This window comes from Lactobacillus sp. WILCCON 0058, assembly GCF_057198005.1.
The window spans coordinates 1074412-1094161 of sequence record NZ_JBUBHM010000001.1 but is presented as its reverse complement, the minus strand read 5'-3'; the positions used below and the strand labels follow the sequence as shown (position 1 = coordinate 1094161).

Below are 19750 nucleotides of genomic sequence, written 5' to 3'. Positions count from 1 at the left end.
CTATGCTTCTCTGTTAATCAACGGGCCAATCTTATCTACATAGTATTGCTTGGCCTGTTCGCGAACTTCACTCTTCCAACGGTAGGGCTTATTTAAGTCAGAATCCGGATTGTCATTCAAGTAGTCGACGAAACGTTCCTTGTCCAAAAGGTCGTTCATCCCTTTTTGCTTGTTTCCCTTTAACTTAGGGTCATAGTTAGCCATAACGTACCGGAACTGGTCGTAGTCAACCTTGTACTTATCAGCAAACTCACGCATGATTGATTGCAATTCCTGGTCAATCAAGGACTCAAGGAGCTCATCGACCTGCTTGCCAGCATATTTAGCCGGATCCTGCAAGATCTGATTCCAGAGCTTTCGCATGATCTCTGCCAAGAGCTCGTTTGTCTTTGCCAATTCATCAATGTGACCATTGATTTCCTTGACTGTTTCTGGCGAAATTTCATTGCCGCTAGCTTCTTCTTGAGTGTCAGAGCTTTCTGGCAAGAATGCCTGGATCAAGTTCATGATATAGCGCTCATCGATTTCCTTTTGTCCGAATGATTCAAGTTCGTATTCATCATCGATGTCATCATTTTGATCAGGATCATTATCTGGGTCTTTCCGCAGATCATCCAGAATGTCCTCGTAAACTCCCCGCATGGCTTCCCAATCATCTGGTGTAATGTCGCTCACACCTAATTGCATCAAGCCTTCTTCGGTATCTAATTCATCATAGGTCTTGATTGCAGCCAAAGCCTTGTCAAATTCTTGGAAAGCTTTAACGAATTTCTTCTTTTGTTCCTTGGGAGCATCATAAATTGAGGGTCCATCTGCATCGAAGCTGTACATGTCAATTTTAGAACGGGCTGATACGTAGCTTTCCTTTGATTCTTCCCAGCTTGGAGCAACCGCGTACTTCTCCCCACCATTAGAATATAGGACAATCGCATCATCAATCTTCTCACTAAAGGTCTTTGGATACTGGTAAGTTACGATTTGCCCCCAAGTCTTGTCTTTATCAAAAATCCGGTTGGTTCTAGAAAAGGCCTGGATCATGTCCTGCGGACTCATCGGCGGCCGGTCAATGTACAAAGTCGACAAACTTGGTGAGTCAAAGCCGGTCAGCAAACGGTTAACAACTATCACTAGGTCTAAACGTTGGCTATCAGCTTGGTATTGAGCCTTCTTGCGTGCCAACCGGGCGTTAACGTTTTGATTGTACTGATCCAGCTCGGCCATCGAGAAGTTCGTACCATAAACGGCGTTGTAGTCCGCAAGTGACTGCTTCATCTCATCCTGCACGGATTCTGAATCATCTTCGTTTTCACTAACCGAATAAGTAATAGCGATCTTTGGGAAGTCTGGTGCCACCTTCTTGATTCGTTCTGGAATCTTAAATTCTTCGTCTTCCCCATCGATGATTTTCTTGAAGATACGGTAGTACTTCTGGGCTTGCTCAATTGACGAAGTCGTTAAAATAGCTGAGTATTTCTTGCCAGAAATAAGGCCCTGCTTGCGGTACGCCGCTTTAATTACTGCTGTCGCAACTGAATGCATATGGGCCTTGGACCGGTAAATCTGGTCCATCTTCTTGGTATCTTCTTCGTTCCCATCTTCGTTGCTTCCACCTTGATTATCGATGGAGAAGCCCAAAACCATCTTGTCTCTAATTGCATCCCCGATCGTATACTTGTGCAGGACTGGCCCATACAATTCTTCCGTCGTTCGCGCGTCTTGACCATTCTTTGCCCGGGCATTCTCGTTAAAAATCGGTGTGCCAGTAAAGCCGTACCACAATGGTTTGCGGTTAAAGAATTTATCAATCTCCCGCTTTTGGCTAGGAGTGATCGTCCGGTGGCATTCATCGACAATAAACGCCAGCCGCATGTTCTTCAAGCTCTCATATCGTTTAGGCAGTTGATCTAATTCCTCAATCCGCTTAAACATATTCTGCATCTTCTGCCGGGTTGTAACCACTACAGTCCGGTCCCCATCCGTCAACTGATCAGCCAAGTCATAACTGTTGCTGGTTTCATTGACACTGATCGTGTCGTTGTTGGCGTAGATCTTAAAAGCAGTCGTGGTCTGCGTATCCAGGTCTTTACGGTCGATCAAGAAGATGGACTTGTCAATTGATGGAATCTGCAATAAGTTCCGTGCCACCTTATAGGAAGTCAAAGTCTTACCAGAACCTGTTGTGTGCCAAACATAGCCTGACTGGCTTTCCCGGGATGCCTTAAAAATAGCTTGAATTGCATGTATCTGGTAAGGACGCAATAAAATAACGCTCTTATTTTCACTGTCTAAGACCACGTAGTCAGCAATCATGTGATGAGCAGCAGGAATCGACAAAACATCTTGCGCGAAGCTTAAGTAGTCGTCAACCCGCTGGTTATTTTCATCAACCCAGGCAGTCAAAAATTTCGAGTTCAAGTTCTGACCGGCAGAAATATATCTTGTTTGCGTGCCGTTAGTTACCACAAACATTTCAACAAAGCTGTAAATATCGGTAAACTGCCCCTCATCGATATACTTTTGAATCTGGTTAAATGCCTTCTTATATGAAACATTCGGTGCCTTTAATTCAATATGGATCACTGGCAACCCGTTGATCAACAAGCTTACGTCAAGGCGTCGGTCTTGGTTAAGGGCGGTTTTCTTTTGCAACTGCACTTGGTGGACAACCTCATATACGGAGTTCCCACCAGCAATGTTAGTATTGTCTAATATCAGCAGATCAGCGTCTGGAATAGAAGAATCTTCTCTCTTTAAGTGGTAACGGACCTGCCGGTTTGCCCCAACCATAAATTCCGTGGCCCGGTAAAAAGTCGGTTTTACGATCGCCGTTTTTACCGTCAGCTTTTCGTTAGCCGTCAACGGGTGATCATGCAACTGGTCTTTATTGTTTGACTCTAAGATGTTAAAAAAGTTCTCCCATAGTTGATCTACAGATCGTAAATCGTCACGGAACTTCCATTGATGAACATCTTGTGTTAATTGCGCAATTAATCTATCTTCCAGCTGTGCTTCAACAGTCATGTTTTCCTCTTCCCTCAGCAGCATCATTACTAAGATGCCTTTTTTATCTATAAATACTATTTTATCTTTTTCTTTAAGCAAGTGATAGTATTATCGAAAAATCAAGCTACTAAGCGCTTGCATAACGCACAAAATTACGCCAAAAAAGGCCTGACTCCTAGCAGGAATCAAGCCTTTTTCAGTAACTGTTTGATGTTCATGTATCTAGTCCAACAACTGAATTGTTTTTACAAAACCTGGGCAGTCGGGCGAAGCAGGATTTCGTTGATTGCCGTGTGCTCTGGCATGTTGACCGCAAAGGCAATTGAATCAGCAACCGATTTTGCGGGAATAGCCGTGCTTGCGTAAAAGGCATCCATCCCCTTGCGCTGCTCTGGATCGGTGACGTGCTGCGGCAATTCAGTGTCAACCGCGCCCGGAGCAATCAGCGTCACGCGGATGTTGCTGCCAGCGGCTGCTTCTTCCTGGCGCAGTGATTCCGACAAGGCTCTGACGCCGAACTTGGTTGCCGCGTACACGCCGCCTGCCGGAGTCGGAATGTGGGAGGAAACAGAGCCAATGTTGATAATCTGGCCTGACTGCTGCTTTCTCATAACTGGCAAGGCCGCGTGAATGCCGTACAGGGTCCCCTTAAGGTTGACGTCAATCATTGCCTCCCACTCGTCTGTCTTGCCCTTGGCCAGCTCAGACAGTGGCATCAAACCGGCACAGTTGATCCAGACGTCGATTCTGCCGTAAGTCGCGACCGTCTTGCTGCCCAAGGCAAGAACTTCGTCCATCTTTGCAACGTCAGTCAGCACGTAAATGGCTTCTCCGCCAGCTGCCTTGATCTCGTCTGCCAGCTTTTGCAGCCGGTCCTCCCGGCGGGCAGCAAGCACGACCTTGTTGCCTTGCTCAGCCAGTACCTTCGCGCTGGCTTCACCAATCCCGCTGGACGCGCCCGTAATTACGATAACTTTGCTCATCTGATTTGCCTCCTGAAAAAATTGATTATATCTCTTGCATTTCATCTGAATAGAATATAACATTGGAGTTAACTCTAAAGTCAAACTTTTTAGGAGATTTTTTTCTTATGGGATACACAATCAAAGAAGTTTCCAAAATGACCGGGATCCCGTCAACGACCCTGCGTTATTATGACAAAGAGGGCCTGCTCCCCTACCTGGAGAGGTGCGAATCCGGCTACCGTGTCTTCAACGAATCCGACCTAACCATGCTGCAGATCGTCGACTGCCTGAAAAGCACCGGCATGCCGATCAAGGACATCAAGCAGTTCTCTATGTGGGCTCAAGAGGGCGACTCTTCCCTGCAAGAGCGCTACGATCTCTTCCTCAAGCGCAAGGAGGTCGTTGAAGAGCAGATTGCCGACCTGCAGAAGACCCTGGACGTGATCAACCACAAGTGCGCCTACTACAAGAGCGCGGTGGAGGCCGGTACCGAAAAAGAGCTGATGAAGCACGACAAATTGCCGCATGCCGACGAGTTCCTGTGCCAAAACTATGAATCTGGCCAAGAGTAATTTTTTCAATCAAAAAGAGCCTGACTTCCATTAACGGAATGATGTGACCCCCAAAATTGGGACAATTTAGTATTACGCCGTTAAGGTTGTTAAAACATGATTCCGATATTCAATCGGGGTCATGTTTTTTCGTCCTGTCTTGATTCTTACGTTGTTGTAGTAATCGATGTATTTGTGAATAGCTTGTTCAAGCTCATTTAAGTCCTTGTATTTATGTTCTTGGCCGTAGAACATCTCCCGCTTAAGAATGCCGAAGAAGCCCTCCATTAAGCCGTCATCAAGAGAATTACCCAACCTGGACATGCTCTGATCGATCCCTCTGTTAGCCAGAGCCGCTTGATATGCTTGGTGCTGATATTGCCAGCCACGGTCTGAGTGGAAAATAAGCCCGTTAAGAGCCGGGTGCTTCTCAAATGCGTCATCTAGCATAGTCATCACTTGCTTAAGGTCTGGGTGCCTAGAAATGTTGTAGGAGATGATTTCTTGGGTACAACCATCGATAATTGGAGAAAGGTAGAGCTTTTGATCTTTAAGATGGAATTCAGTCACGTCGGTAAACCAATGTCTGTCCGGAATAATTGCGTAAAAATTGCGCTTGATTAAGTCTGGCTTGATCTTGCCTTGAACGCCGTAATAGCTGCTGTATTTACGTTTCTTGCGGATTGCGATGGCGAATAAGCCCATCTTTTGCATGAGCCTCTGCACCTTCTTATGGTTGATCTCATAGCCTTCCCGGCGAAGCTGTCCGTAAATTCGCCGGTACCCATAGCGTCGGCTGTGTTCAAGAAAGATCTCTTTGATTCTATCCATCAGCTTCTGGTTACCAGAATCCTTATCAGGCTTATGGATTTGGTAGTAGTAGTTACTTCTTGAGATATGAGGCAATCCAGGGTTGGCATTGATAACGTCGATAATGTACTTAACGCTAAGCCGCAATTCTTGCCTTAATTCAGTGATTGCACGAGCTAATTTTTCTTTTCTTGGCTCTTCCGTTCTTGAATTAAGGCCTCCAATTTTTTTATGTATGCAAGCTCGACTGTAAGCCTCTTTACCTGCTCTTCCAGCTCTTTGATCCGTTGTTTGTCCTTGCTTTTGGGCATTCTTGGGTGGTCTACCTTTCTTCTTGGTAATGACAGTATACCCGTTTTCTTTGAAAGAGCGAAGCCAATTTGCAAGAATTCCTGTATTTGTAAGCCCTAAGTCTAAGGAAACCTGCCTAAGAGCTTCACCACCTAGCAGAACTCTATCAATGGCAGCAAGCTTGAAATCAGCAGTATATTTCTGTTGTGGGCGATCCAAAATGTCTTCGCCATGCTTTTGGATCAAGTCTACCAAATATTGGATTCCTCCGCGCTCCATCCCATATTTTCGGCTGAGGTAGGTGCCTCTTCTATGATCGTCTACCCATTCGTGGTAAATAGCGAGTTTGATTTCTTTAGTGTATTTAGTCATGAAAATAACCCCCGAAATTAGTGTCCTAATTTCGGGGGTCATATCAAAAATCAAGCTCTTTTTAATACCATAAAGTCTGGTAGACTTTGGTTATCTACGTTGATAAATACGATCAAGTTCAACGATCTGTTATGTCAATTACCGGCATCCCACCTTCATAACCAGGTGCCTGGTGCCTAACGTCTGATGTATTACACCTTGACCGTCAAAAACAGCACTGAAAAAAGGTCATGGCCAAGTATCATCCGAAATATTAGCCTAAAAGTCGGTGCTTTCAGCCAAGTCCCGCCAATTGGCAATTTCTTCCGCCCGGTCGGCCAGCTTCCTCTGGGCAAGCTCAATCATGCCTTTGCCTAAGATCAAGACCTTCGGCTTTTCTGTCAATTGACTGGCTTGGTATATTGCTTTACCCGCCTTAGCCGGATCACCCGGCTGATCGTGCGGGTGCTCGCGCAAGAATTCCCGACTGGCCTCGGCGGTTTTGGTATAAGCTGGATTTTCTTCATCTGGGTCGCCGCTGGCGGCTACTCTGAACTCCGTTCTGAAGGCTCCCGGCTCGACGATCATCGCGTCAATGCCCAAAGGCTTAACTTGTTCTCTTGCTCACTGCTTCTTTCAACTGAGCCGAAATGACCTCTCCCAGCGTTATTGACTAAAACGTCAATTTTGTCAAAGCGCCGCAAAGCTGCTTCTATTGCAGCATCTCACTGGCTTTTGTCAGTTAATTCCAAACTGCAGGCCAAAACCTGACTTGGATAGCGGTCCGCAAAATCTGCCAGCCTTCTTCGCTTCTAGAGGTAAGAACCGCATTATTTCCTGCCTCTAGAACAGCCTCTGCGATTCCCCGGCCCAAGCCGGTCGATGCCCCAGTAATCAACCATGTTTTCATGTAATCACGCCTTTCTTTTTCTATTAGATTAATAGATTTGCCTCTGTAAGTACATTGCAATAACCGTATTGAACCATACGTCTGAAACATCCCAAAGCTATGTTTTACCCGCATACCATCTTGCACATTAGGTATTTTTCAAAAAGCTTGCGCCCCGCTATCATAAAAGCATCAAGAGAATCCGACAAGCAGAAAGGAAAAAATAAACATGAAATTACTGATTTTGGCAGCTAACGGGCAAATTGCCCGCATCGTTGAAGAAAGAATTTTGTCTGAAGACAAGTTCAAGGATGTCGACCTGGTCTTGTTACTGCGCCGGGCCAGCCGCTTGCAAAGCTTAAAAGACCGCTACCCAGACCGGGTAACTTTGGTCGATGGTGACATCAACAACAAACAAGACGTAGTTGACGCGGCTAAGGGCTGTGACATGATCTTCTCAGCTGTCGTTGACCATGACGATGCCGGTAACAATCGCCCAACCAAAAACATCATCGCGGCGGCTAAGGAAAACAAGATCAGCCGGGTGATCGAAACCAGCCTGTTGGGCTTGTACGATGAAGTTCCAGGTGAATTCGGCAAGTGGAACCGGGACTTCTGCTTCGGCGGCAACCCAGAAGGCAGCTCTCCAGTCAATGCTGACCAGCTTTTGGAAGAATCCGGCCTTGACTACACCACTCTACGCCTGCCATGGCTGAACGACCGGCCAGAAGTTAAGTACTCCATCACCCACCGCCACGACAAATTTATTGGCGTATCTGGGTCAAGACGAAGCATCGCTGACGTAGTCTTGAAGATCGTGGCTGATCCGACTTTCGGCAGCCGGGACAGCCTGGGGATCGCTGACCCAGATACTGACGGTTTAACCCGCCCTGTATATTAAGAAGAATAGGCCTGCTTAACCAGCAGACCTATTTTTTCGTCTTTCCTTTTGCTAAAATCTAAAAAAGGAGGCAGACAAGATGGAAATCAAGAAAAGCAGCAGGCAAGTCAACGAGAAAGTGCACCAGATGCTGCAAGAATACAATGCTCAGTTCATGGAGGATTCGGGTGACTACAGCTTTTACATCGAAGAGGATGGAAAAATTGCTGCGGGCATTGTTGCCAGTGCTGTTTTTGATACGGTTGAAATCGACTATCTTTGTGTGGCAGAGGCATACCGAGGCCATGGCTACGGCGAGCAGATGCTCAATAAGGTAGAAAAAGTGGCCGCGGCAAAGCAAATCAAACGCATCATCCTTAACACCTACAGCTTTCAAGCACCAAATTTTTACAAGAAGATGGGCTACAAAGAGCTGTTCAAAATCGCCCCAGCCTTCAACGAGTATGACCAATACTTCTTTATCAAGGAGCTTTAAGCAGAAAAATGGTGATCCATTCTGGACCACCATTTTCTTTTTGCATTGCTACATCCCATACCCAATCACTTTTTCTTCAACTTCCCTAATGACATCTTCCGGAATGTCAGCAACGGCAATACGGTAGACTTGATTTAGGCGGGGATTGTAAATGCCAAGATACTTGATGCTTTGAAATTCCGGATGAACCGAATGCAGACCCATCCGCCAGTACATGAGCAATTGCAGAGTGTGCTCTTTTTGCACTTTCCTCTTCGATACCTTAAAGTCCCAAAGGGTGTCAGCCGTAGTAAAGTCGCCATCACCCGTTCTTACCGTATTTGTATAGCCACCTTCAAAAGTAAATCCATCCAGAACTTTTGGGCCATAGAGCTCAAGAAAATGCAGTGAGCGTTCAACCATCGTCCTCACGTTCTGAATCGTTGCTTGATCCGGCTTGAACTCGCTAACCGGCTTATAACCAAAGCCAGCCCGGTAACCAACATCAAATCCGGTGAGCGTAATAGCATTCGCAATCGAGATATCATCCAGTCCTTTCACTTCTGCCAGCAATTTTGTGGCTAAAGCATCTTCTCCAAGATTATGTGCTCCTAGCAGCGAAATTTCGAAAGCTTCTGGCCCACTTGCTCCCGACATAAAGCGGGTCAGATAATCGACAGCTAAACCAACCAGGTTTGGACTGATGTTTTCGACCGGATTCAGCGCCTCAATACCTGGGCCCAAAGACTCTGCCTTAAGCTCTTTCGGGTTGATATACCCTCCCCTTGGCTGCTTCACATTTTTTGTTCGCTGAGTTACGGAATATCCCCCGTTCATGGTCCCTCCCCCTTTTCTAATATCTTATCATTATCAAAAAATGGTGGAGTCCGAATCAGATCGAACTTCACCATTTTCGTTCAGAGCCTGTCTGTCAGGCTCTTTCTTTTTGCCTAAAAATTAATCTTTCTTGCGCTTCTTGCCAGTGACAAAGCTGGTTGCGGCGGACAGAGCCAGCAGGATTGCACCCATCAGGGTCATTTCGCTGCTTTGCTTGTTATCGCTGCCAGTTTGTGGCAATTCAGCGGCAGTCATCTTCTTGCTTGGACTGGTCTTTTGGCTAGTCTGAGAAGCAGTTGCGACTGGAGAAGCCGGAGTATTCGTCTTCTCGGTAGTCTTAGGTTCTGCCGGAGTTGCTGGCTTAGAAGGAACGCTAGGCTGCTCAGGCTGAGCTGGTTCTTTTGGAGTCACCGGTTTAGACGGTACAGTTGGCTGGTCTGGAGTTGACGGCTCAACTGGGGTCTCTGGAGTAGTCGGCTCAGTTGGCTGGTCTGGAGTCGTTGGTTCTACTGGAGTCACCGGTTTAGACGGTACAGTCGGCTGATCCGGTGTCGTCGGTTCAACCGGAGTTTCCGGCTTAGTCGGCTCAGTTGGAGTCGTTGGCTTAGATGGCTCGACTGGCTGAGTAGGAACATCGTAGACAATGTAAGTGTCGCCAGATGGGTCACTCGGAGTCAGCTTCTGCCCTACTTGAACAGTTTGCGGCTGGTAGCCCTTCACTTCCGGAACAACAACGTCGAGTACCTTGGTTGGGTCTTCTGGATCAGTCGTGTACTGGTCTGAGCTAGTTCCAGGCAGTTGCTGCCCATTTTTATCAACCAGGATGACGTGGCCATTTGGAACGTAAGTGACAGTTTCTTCAACTTCTGGCTGGTCTGGTGTCGCGGTCAAACCACCGGCGATCTTCTTATCGGAGTGGTAGCCGTTAATTACCGATACAGTTTCCGTGCCAAAAGTCTTCTGGCCAGTCCATGGACCTTCTTCCACCAACTTGCCAGTTACCAGGTCAACTACAACAACTTGCTTAAAGGCATCCTTTTCAGTCTGAACCTTGTCAGGCAGCTGCTGGTCAGTGCCAACGTAGTGGATCGTCTGCTTAGCATCCTTAGTGTTGACTCTTTCTTGAGTCTGGTGCTTAAGAACAACCGTGTATACTTGGTTAGTGTTGTTGTCAGTGTCGTAAGCTGCGTCAGTTGGGTAATCGCTTGAGACGAATACGTAACCTGCTGCTTCCAACTTCTTGATCGTGTCTTCAGTGCTGTAAGCGATTGCGTCCTTAGATGAGCCGGTCAAGTCGCCAGAAGTTTCGATCACTGCATTGTTGCCATCTTGGTCAACGTAGTTTACCAAGGCCTTCTGCTTGTTAGCAGTGTAGACAACCTTGACAGTGGTTTCCTTGTCACCATCGAAGGTTGGAACGACTTCCTGTGAAGCTACTTCGTCCTTGTCTGGAGTCAAACCGGAGATGGTTGGAGTAGTTACAGTCTTCAAGCTTTGTGAATCAACCGGAGTCCAAGTGATTTCCTTGGTTACCAAGTCTTGAACACCGCTTTGAGTGAAGGATACAGTTTCAGTTACTGATTCTGGTGCTTCAAAACCGGCTGGCACTTCGTAGACAACGTTTTGAGTAACCTTTTGGTCACGACTTACAGTTGCCTGGCCGTGCTTCAGAACAACAGTGTAGATTTGGTCAGTTGAACCATCAGTGTCGTAAGCGGCGTCGTCTGGGTAGTCACTTGAGACGAATACGTAGCCCGCTGCTTCCAGCTTCTTGATCGTGTCTTCAGTGCTGTAAGCAATTGCGTCCTTAGATGAACCGGTCAAGTCACCGGAGTCTTCGATCAATTCGTTGTTCTTGTCTGCATCAACGTAGTTTAACAGAGCCTTCTGCTTATTAGCAGTGTAGACAACCTTGACAGTGGTTTCCTTGTCACCGTCGAACGTCGGAACTACGACTTCAGAAGCAACTTCATCCTTGTCAGCGGTCAAACCAGCAATCTTTGGACTAGTTACAGTCTTCAAACTTTGCGAATCAACCGGGTTCCAAGTAATTTCCTTGGTTACCAGATCTTGATCACCAGTCTGAGTGAAGGAAAGAGTTTCTTCAACTGATTCTGGAGTATCAAAGCCTGCTGGAACTTCGTAAACCACAGTCCGCTTTACATTCTGGTCACGGTCAACTGTCTTGTGGCCGTGCTTCAGAACTACAGTGTAGGTTTGGTCAGTTGAATCATCAGTGTCGTAAGCTGCATCAGTTGGGTAGTCACTTGAGACAAATACATAACCTGCTGCTTCCAACTTCTTGATCGTGTCTTCAGTGCTGTAAGCAATTGCGTCCTTAGATGAGCCAGTCAAGTCGCCAGAAGTTTCGATCACTGCATTGTTACTATCTTGGTCAACGTAGTTTACCAAGGCCTTCTGTTTATTAGCAGTGTAGACAACCTTCACAGTGGTTTCCTTGTCACCGTCGAAAGTTGGTACAACCTCTTGTGAAGCTACTTCGTCCTTGTCTGGAGTCAAACCAGAGATGGTTGGAGTAGTTACACTCTTCAAGCTCTTAGGATCAACTGGGTTCCAAGTGATTTCCTTAGTAACCAAGTCTTGAGTACCAGTCTGAGTGAAGCTTACAGTTTCAGTTACTGAGCTTGGTGCTTCGAAACCGGCCGGCACTTCGTAAACAACGTTTTGAGTAACCTTTTGGTCACGGCTAACAGTTGCTTGCCCGTGCTTCAGAACAACAGTGTAAATCTGGTCAGTGTTGTCGTCCGTGTCGTAAGTTGCGTCATCTGGATAGTCACTTGAGACGAATACGTAACCAGCATCAACGAGTTTTTGAATCGTGTCCGCAGTGCTGTAGCCAATCAAGTCCTTTGAAAGGCCAGTAAGATCACCGGAGTTTTCAATTACTTCGTTGTTTTTGTCTTGGTCAACGTAGTTTACCAAAGCCTTCTGCTTGTTGGCAGTGTAGACAACTTTCACAGTAGTTTCTTTATCACCATCGAAAGTTGGTACAACCTCTTGTGAAGCTACTTCGTCCTTGTCTGGAGTCAAACCAGAAATAGTTGGAGTAGTTACAGTCTTCAAGCTCTTAGGATCAACTGGGTTCCAAGTGATTTCCTTGGTTACCAAGTCTTGAGTACCGCTTTGAGTGAAGGATACAGTTTCAGTTACTGATTCTGGTGCTTCAAAACCGGCTGGCACTTCGTAGACAACGTTTTGAGTAACCTTTTGGTCACGACTTACAGTTGCCTGGCCGTGCTTCAGAACAACAGTGTAGATTTGGTCAGTATTGTCATCAGTGTCGTAAGCTGCGTCAGTTGGGTAATCGCTTGAGACGAATACGTAACCTGCGTCAACGAGTTTCTGGATCGTTTCGGCAGTGCTGTAGCCAATCAAGTCCTTTGACAAACCACTCAAGTCACCGGAATTCTCGATTACTTCGTTGTTCTTATCTTGGTCAACGTAGTTTACCAGGGCCTTCTGCTTGTTAGCAGTGTAGACAACCTTCACAGTGGTTTCCTTGTCACCGTCGAAAGTTGGTACAACCTCTTGTGAAGCTACTTCGTCCTTGTCTGGAGTCAAACCGGAGATGGTTGGAGTAGTTACAGTCTTCAAGCTTTGTGAATCAACCGGAGTCCAAGTAATTTCCTTGGTTACCAAGTCTTGAACACCGCTTTGAGTGAAGGATACAGTTTCAGTTACTGATTCTGGTGCTTCAAAACCGGCTGGCACTTCGTAAACAACGTTTTGCGTAACCTTTTGGTCACGGCTAACAGTTGCCTGGCCGTGCTTCAGAACAACAGTGTAGATTTGGTCAGTATTGTCATCAGTGTCGTAAGCTGCGTCAGTTGGGTAATCGCTTGAGACGAATACGTAACCTGCGTCAACGAGTTTCTGGATCGTTTCGGCAGTGCTGTAGCCAATCAAGTCCTTTGACAAACCACTCAAGTCACCGGAGTTTTCGATTACTTCGTTGTTTTTGTCTTGGTCAACGTAGTTTACCAAGGCCTTCTGCTTGTTGGCAGTGTAGACAACCTTGACAGTGGTTTCCTTGTCACCATCGAAGGTTGGAACGACTTCCTGTGAAGCTACTTCGTCCTTGTCTGGAGTCAAACCGGAGATGGTTGGAGTAGTTACAGTCTTCAAGCTTTGTGAATCAACCGGAGTCCAAGTGATTTCCTTGGTTACCAAGTCTTGAACACCGCTTTGAGTGAAGGATACAGTTTCAGTTACTGATTCTGGTGCTTCAAAACCGGCTGGCACTTCGTAGACAACAGTCCGGGTCACATTCTGGTCGCGGTCAACGCTCTGGTGGCCGTGCTTCAATACAACGGTGAAGATTTGGTCAGTATTGTCATCAGTGTCGTAAGCGGCGTCTGATGGATAGTCGCTTGAGACGAATACGTAACCAGCATCAACGAGTTTTTGAATCGTGTCCGCAGTACTGTAAGCAATAGTGTCCTTGGACAGACCGCTTAAGTTACCAGAGTCTTCAATCAACTCGTTGTTCTTGTCTTCGTCCACGTAGTTGACCAAAGCGTTTTGAACGTTCGGTGTGTAAACAACTACGACAGTTGATGACTTATCTCCATCGAAGGTCGGGACTACGATTTCAGAAGCAACTTCATCCTTGTCAGCGGTCAAACCAGCAATCTTCGGACTAGTCACAGTCTTCAAGCTCTTAGGATCAACTGGGTTCCAAGTGATTTCCTTCGTTACTAGGTCCTGGTCACCAGTTTGAGTGAAGGACAAAGTCTCTTCTACTGATGCCGGAGCGTCAAAGCCTGCTGGCACTTCGTAGACAACAGTCCGGGTCACATTCTGGTCGCGGTCAACGCTCTGGTGGCCGTGCTTCAATACAACGGTGAAGATTTGGTCAGTATTGTCATCAGTGTCGTAAGCGGCGTCTGATGGATAGTCGCTTGAGACGAATACGTAACCAGCATCAACGAGTTTTTGAATCGTGTCCGCAGTACTGTAAGCAATAGTGTCCTTGGACAGACCGCTTAAGTTACCAGAGTCTTCAATCAACTCGTTGTTCTTGTCTTCGTCCACGTAGTTGACCAAAGCGTTTTGAACGTTCGGTGTGTAAACAACTACGACAGTTGATGACTTATCTCCATCGAAGGTCGGGACTACGATTTCAGAAGCAACTTCATCCTTGTCAGCGGTCAAACCAGCAATCTTCGGACTAGTTACAGTCTTCAAGTTCTTAGGATCAACTGGGTTCCAAGTGATTTCCTTTGTTACCAGGTCCTGGTCACCAGTCTGAGTGAAGGACAAAGTCTCTTCGACGGATTCTGGCGTGTCAAAGCCTGCTGGTACTTCGTAAACTACAGTCCGCTTTACATTCTGGTCACGGTCAACGCTCTGGTGGCCGTGCTTCAGAACAACAGTGTAAACTTGGTCAGTTGAATCATCAGTGTCGTAAGCTGCATCAGTTGGGTAATCGCTTGAAACGAATACATAACCTGCTGCTTCCAACTTCTTGATGGTATCTTCAGTGCTGTAGCCAATCAAGTCCTTTGACAAACCAGTAAGATCACCAGAGTCTTCAATCAACTCGTTGTTCTTGTCTTCGTCCACGTAGTTGACCAAGGCCTTCTGCTTGTTAGCAGTGTAGACAACCTTGACAGTGGTTTCCTTGTCGCCGTCGAAAGTTGGCGTTACTTCCTCAGAAGCAACTTCCTTCTTGTCAGCAGTCAAACCTACAATCTTTGGACTAGTTACAGTCTTCAAAGATTGTGAGTCAACTGGGTTCCAAGTAATTTCCTTGGTTACCAAGTCTTGGTCACCAGTCTGATTGAAGGACAAAGTCTCTTCGACGGATTCTGGAGCGTCAAAGCCTGCTGGAACTTCGTAAACTACAGTCCGCTTTACATTCTGGTCACGGTCAACAGTCGTATGACCGTGCTTCAGAACTACAGTGTAAACTTGGTCAGTGTTGTCGTCAGTATCGTAAACTGCGTCATCTGGGTAGTCGCTTGATACAAATACGTAGCCAGCGTCCACCAACTTCTTGATCGTGTCGGCAGTACTGTAAGCAATCACGTCCTTGGACAAGCCGCTTAAAGTACCGGAATCTTCGATCAGCTCGTAGTTCTTGTCTTCGTCCACGTAGTTGATCAAAGCATTTTGAACGTTTGGCGTGTAGACAACTACGACCGTTGATGACTTATCTCCATCGAAAGTTGGCGTTACTTCCTCAGAAGCAACTTCATCCTTATCAGCCGTCAAACCCGCAATTTTTGGACTAATTACAGTCTTCAAAGATTGTGAGTCAACTGGGTTCCAAGTAATTTCCTTGGTTACCAGGTCTTGCGTGCCAGTTTGAGTGAAGGACAGGGTTTCTTCTACTGATGCCGGAGTATCAAAGCCTGCTGGCACTTCGTAAACAACCGTCCGGGTTACCTTTTGGTCACGGTCAACAGACTTGTGGCCGTGCTTCAGAACTACAGTGTAAACTTGGTCAGTGTTGTCGTCAGTATCGTAAGCTGCGTCAGTTGGGTAGTCACTTGAGACGAATACGTAGCCAGCATCAACGAGTTTTTTGATCGTATCAGCAGTGCTGTAGCCGATCATATCTTTTGAAAAGCCGCTCAAGTTGCCTGAATCTTCGATAAGTTCGTTATTCTTATCTTCATCTACGTAGTTGACTAAAGCATTTTGCAGGTTTGGCGTGTAGACAACTTTCACAGTAGTTGACTTGTCACCATCAAAAGTTGGCGTTACTTCTTCAGAAGCAACTTCTTTCTTGTCAGCAGTCAAGCCAGCAATCTTTGGACTGGTTACTGTCTGCAAACTCTGTGAGTCAACTGGGTTCCAAGTGATTTCCTTGGTTACCAGGTCTTGCGTGCCAGTTTGAGTGAAGGACAGGGTTTCTTCTACTGATGCTGGAGTATCAAAGCCAGCTGGTACTTCGTAAACAACCGTCCGGGTTACCTTCTGGTCACGGCTAGTAGCTGCTTGGCCGTGCTTAAGTACAACCGTGTAGACTTGATCAACATTGTCGTCAGTGTCGTACGTTGCATCTGACGGGTAGTCGCTTGATACAAAGACATAGCCAGCTTCTTCCAATTTCTTGATCGTATCAGCAGTGCTGTAGCCGATTGCAGTCGTTGAAGCGCCAGTTAAGTCACCAGAGTTTTCAATCACCGCATTGTTTTTGTCTTGATCGACATAGTTAACCAGGGCTTTTTGGGTATTGCCAGTGTAGGTAATATCGATCGTGACATCGCTAGTAGTTGAATCAACCGTTGCTTCCTCAACCACTTTTTGACTTGGGGTAAAACCAGCAACTTCTGGGACATTGCTAAATTCATCCCATGAAGACGTGGTCCAGTCTGAGTAAGTCGTGTTGCCAGTCTTATCAACAACCCCTGTTCTGGTAATTGTTGCTTCCTGCTTAGTGGTCTGCACTTCACCAGATGGCAGATGGACATTGATGGTTCTAGTAACCGTTCTGCTTTCTACCGTCGGCCCTAAAACCAGAATGCTGGTCGCAATGGACTTTTTAATTGGGGTAACAAACTGGTCAGCATATGCCTTGTAGCCCAAATTCAAGTACTTGCCCACATCGCCTGTTAAGCTGGTATCTTTGGCTGGAATAACGATTGAAAACAGGTTGGACGGCGTTGACTGAGCCAGCGTATCTTCTTGGACCTTGATACTCTTGATTGTTGACCAATCAGTCACTTCATCCTCGCTCAGCCAAGTAACATTGTCTTCTTCATTGCTGCTGAGGTCGACTAGACTAGTTGAATAGTAAGTTTTGGCATTAGTATCGGTGGTCGTTACCGGTCCAGTCAGCTGTACATCCCCTTCAGTCGGCAAGTTGGAGTAGATGCGGACATTGGTCAGATCACCCTTGGTCAAGTTCTTCGGCGTGATCTTGAACTGCATGTCCTCAAAATCAGTCGAGAAGGATTTACCAGTATTCTGGAAAGTTGTATCCAGGTTACCTTGACTCATGGCACCCATGGTGAATTCTTCAGTTGGAGTGAGGACGGTCAAGCTAAACTTGTTGGTTGAAATCCCATTTGTCCAGACATTCGTTGAATCACCTTCAGTGTATTCTGGCTTGTAGAGCTGATTGTAGTTGACGGACGTCATATACATCATCTTTGTCGTAGTTCTGACAAAGAAGTGACTGGTATATGTTCCTGGCAAAGCATCGTCACTGATGTCCGCGACAATCTTGTAATTATTGTTACGGATATTGTATTGATACTCTGATTGGCTGTAGTCCAGTTTAACTACTTGATTTGCCCCATCATTGACGTAGAAAGTTGAGACAGTCGGGTCACCGTAGAAGCTTGACGCATTTTCATTGTAAATAGCGTATTGTGGTAAAACTACGTAAATAACCGGCTTGTCCAGATTGACATTTTTAACAAAGCTCAAGTCCGTGTTGCTGAGAATAGTCAGCTTCTGGCTTTCGCCTGCCAAGCCGATCCCCCCATCTTCATAGATGCGGAAGCTGCTCATGTACTCTGGGATAATATTCTGCGTTACTTTCTGCGTCGCGCCCTTCAAGTAGTCAGAAGAAACCGTCATGGAATTAGTCAGACTGTCGCCGGTCTTCACCGCGCTGCCATCGTCATAAGTATCAGACAAATTCCCAGTAATCGTAAAGCGCTGCAGCTGGGTATTCGGATCCATTGCCACGCCAGCACCATCGGTTTTAGCTCCTGCCTTCCAATAGTCTGCAGTCAAAACGGCTTCCCGGATCGGACTGTTGCCCGTAGCCTTGATTGCTTCACCCGCGGTCACTGTGCCGCTGCTGGTAGTGCCATCGGCGTAGGTCAAAACATAGCTGTAACTGTTAGTGCCATCTACTTTAGGCGTAGTAATACCAGTGGCGTTAAAACCATCTGCTACCTTGATATCAAATGATACGTCGGTCAAGTCATAACTGGACAGGTTGCCAAATGCAAAAGTAGTCAGTCTGTCAGCCGTGTCCTTTAAGACCAGTTCGTTGCCAGTCCAGGCACCGTAGCCCCCAAGGCTGGCGTTTCCTTTTGTAATTTCTGAATTAACGTTTTCGCTCCAGGTAATGTCAAGGTTTCCGGTCAAGGTCTTGGTTTGTGCATCATCAAGATACTGGGTGATTGTAATAGGTTTGTCTGCAGTAACTGTTTGGTTGACGCTGCCGTCAAAAACATACTTGCCGACAATATAGTATGGCGTCTGCCGAGCATCGTATGTATCAACATTGTTACCTGAACCCTTAGGCACAGTGATCACAACATCTGCCCCAATCCCATCTTGGGTAATCGTGGTTTGATCGCTAAAAGCATTTTTGGTTGCAGTTTCTGAAGCGTTCAGCTCAAACTGTGCCGGTACAGGGATTCGGATTTCAGTGCCATAGTTAATGCTCTTGATTACCCGGTTGCTAGAGAATGATCCAACGTCACTGGCATTGTTGATACCGAGCAGCTCATTCAGACTCAAGGAGTAAGTGTAGTCCTTGTTTGGCTGGATAGTTGCCTGATATTTTTTGTCTGGGGTACGGGTCAGCTGCGGATCAACCGTTGGCTTCATGATTTGGGTAAAAGTCTCACTGACTGAGCCCAAACTATTGCCATCGGCATCTTCAGCCGACAGAACCATCTGCATCTCTCGGCTGCCAATTGAATCAGAGTCCACCATCTTATCGCCGATAGCGGTCATTTGGCTTTTTATCGATGTAAAGACAACGTTCTGAGTCAGACTGCCGGCTTCCTTTAAGACACTGGTAATGTAGAAGTAACCTGCTGCGTTGTCTTGCGTTACAGTGGTATCCGCGATACTGGACTTGGTGTAAGAATTGATGCCATACAAAATTGACATATCCTCACCAGTAACGTTTGCTGGGACCGTTAACGTAAACTTGTCTCCTACTTCCCCAGTGAAGGAAATAGTAGCTGTAATTGAGCTTCTATTACCAGTAGTTTCTCCATTTTCAGAAGTATAGCCGATTTTGTCGCTGGACAAGGTCAAAGACTTGCCTTGTACCAGGCGGTCTTCTGAATTATTGCTTACAGTAGCCGCTTGCTTGGCTTGTGCCGCATTTTCGTCTTCCGTCTTTTCTGCAGTAGTAGATGCGGTGTCAGTGGTAGATGCTTTATTCTCTTCTTCAGTACTTTGGCTGGCAGTAGTTGCCGCTGCCTGGCCAGTGCTTTCCGTACTTGCCTCAGTTGCACTTGAATCAGTAGTTTCCTTTGCCTCAGTTGTATTGCTGTCAGAACTGGTGCTGTCTGTGCTGCTCTTTTCTGCGGTCTGGGAAGCAGCTTCATTTGTGCTTTCAGTAGCAGAAGCAGTTTGTGTAGTCGCTGCAGAGTTTTCCGTACTGGTAGTTGCAGCAGTCGTGCTTGCCGCGTCAGTCTTCGTGCTGTCTTCAGTTGATTCACTCGTTGTCTGCTGGGATCCGCTGTTTGCCGCGGCGTCAGCAACCAGTTCTGTACTGGTTTCTGCTGGAGTGGTCGTGTCGGCGGAAACGCTGCCCGCCCCCATCAGCATGAAGGAGAAGCCCAGCAATACTGAGGTAGCACCAAAACTGTACTTTCTGATACTAAACCGTTGCTTGGCATCTTCTGTTTGCCGAGCATTGAATTTTTTTGCCTTAGGCACCAACATATTCATTCCCTCTTTTATTGCTAATTTATAATACTTATTTATTCGTATATCTATCTTTAGCATAAAGCAAGAATGTTTGGA

The 19750-nt window shown here is 46.5% G+C and carries 9 protein-coding genes; 3 read left to right on the top strand and 6 right to left on the bottom strand.

Annotation, left to right across the window (positions count from 1 at the left end; all coding sequences use genetic code 11):
• Together ACYVUU_RS05220 and ACYVUU_RS05215 are read right to left on the bottom strand one after the other, a co-directional pair.
• Positions 1-3021: a type I restriction endonuclease subunit R, EcoR124 family gene (locus tag ACYVUU_RS05220; protein ID WP_484500171.1), complete on the bottom strand. Its 3021-nt coding sequence runs from the start codon at positions 3019-3021 to the stop codon at positions 1-3.
• Between the two features lie 227 nt (positions 3022-3248).
• Entirely contained in the window at positions 3249-3986 is a 738-nt protein-coding gene (locus ACYVUU_RS05215) for an SDR family oxidoreductase (RefSeq protein WP_484500170.1), read from the bottom strand.
• 107 nt (positions 3987-4093) lie between these two features.
• Here ACYVUU_RS05215 and ACYVUU_RS05210 point away from each other — a divergent pair, with 107 nt between their 5' ends.
• A complete protein-coding gene (locus tag ACYVUU_RS05210) occupies positions 4094-4540 on the top strand; it encodes a MerR family transcriptional regulator (protein WP_484500169.1) in 447 nt (148 codons plus the stop codon).
• Positions 4541-4612: 72 nt separating this feature from the next.
• Here ACYVUU_RS05210 and ACYVUU_RS05205 read toward each other — a convergent pair whose 3' ends face one another.
• The gene (locus ACYVUU_RS05205; RefSeq protein ID WP_484499678.1) at positions 4613-5992 is read right to left on the bottom strand and encodes an IS3 family transposase; all 1380 of its coding nucleotides are present in this window, start codon (positions 5990-5992) and stop codon (positions 4613-4615) included.
• A 258-nt stretch (positions 5993-6250) separates the two neighbouring features.
• The gene (locus ACYVUU_RS05200; RefSeq protein WP_484500168.1) at positions 6251-6574 is read right to left on the bottom strand and encodes a Rossmann-fold NAD(P)-binding domain-containing protein; all 324 of its coding nucleotides are present in this window, start codon (positions 6572-6574) and stop codon (positions 6251-6253) included.
• A 515-nt stretch (positions 6575-7089) separates the two neighbouring features.
• Between ACYVUU_RS05200 and ACYVUU_RS05195 the strand changes: the two genes are divergently transcribed.
• Both ACYVUU_RS05195 and ACYVUU_RS05190 read left to right on the top strand, forming a co-directional pair.
• Positions 7090-7761, top strand: a complete 672-nt coding sequence (locus tag ACYVUU_RS05195; protein ID WP_484500167.1) for an NAD(P)H-binding protein — start codon at positions 7090-7092, stop codon at positions 7759-7761.
• Between the two features lie 79 nt (positions 7762-7840).
• On the top strand, positions 7841-8236 hold the full coding sequence (locus tag ACYVUU_RS05190) for a GNAT family N-acetyltransferase (protein WP_484500166.1): 396 nt from the start codon (positions 7841-7843) through the stop codon (positions 8234-8236).
• Between the two features lie 48 nt (positions 8237-8284).
• Here the strand turns inward: ACYVUU_RS05190 and ACYVUU_RS05185 are convergent, their stop codons facing one another.
• Both ACYVUU_RS05185 and ACYVUU_RS05180 read right to left on the bottom strand, forming a co-directional pair.
• Positions 8285-9052: a hypothetical protein gene (locus ACYVUU_RS05185; RefSeq protein WP_484500165.1), complete on the bottom strand. Its 768-nt coding sequence runs from the start codon at positions 9050-9052 to the stop codon at positions 8285-8287.
• Positions 9053-9172: 120 nt separating this feature from the next.
• Positions 9173-19663 (bottom strand): mucin-binding protein, encoded by a 10491-nt coding sequence (locus tag ACYVUU_RS05180; protein WP_484500164.1) that lies wholly within the window; start codon positions 19661-19663, stop codon positions 9173-9175.
• Between the last annotated feature and the right edge of the window lie 87 nt (positions 19664-19750).

Coding starts and splice junctions, on each gene's coding strand:
- ACYVUU_RS05210 (WP_484500169.1), top strand. CDS start 4,094: ATGGGATACACAATCAAAGAAGTTTCCAAAATGACCGGGATCCCGTCA.
- ACYVUU_RS05205 (WP_484499678.1), bottom strand. CDS start 5,992: ATGACTAAATACACTAAAGAAATCAAACTCGCTATTTACCACGAATGG.
- ACYVUU_RS05220 (WP_484500171.1), bottom strand. CDS start 3,021: ATGACTGTTGAAGCACAGCTGGAAGATAGATTAATTGCGCAATTAACA.
- ACYVUU_RS05190 (WP_484500166.1), top strand. CDS start 7,841: ATGGAAATCAAGAAAAGCAGCAGGCAAGTCAACGAGAAAGTGCACCAG.
- ACYVUU_RS05185 (WP_484500165.1), bottom strand. CDS start 9,052: ATGAACGGGGGATATTCCGTAACTCAGCGAACAAAAAATGTGAAGCAG.
- ACYVUU_RS05215 (WP_484500170.1), bottom strand. CDS start 3,986: ATGAGCAAAGTTATCGTAATTACGGGCGCGTCCAGCGGGATTGGTGAA.
- ACYVUU_RS05195 (WP_484500167.1), top strand. CDS start 7,090: ATGAAATTACTGATTTTGGCAGCTAACGGGCAAATTGCCCGCATCGTT.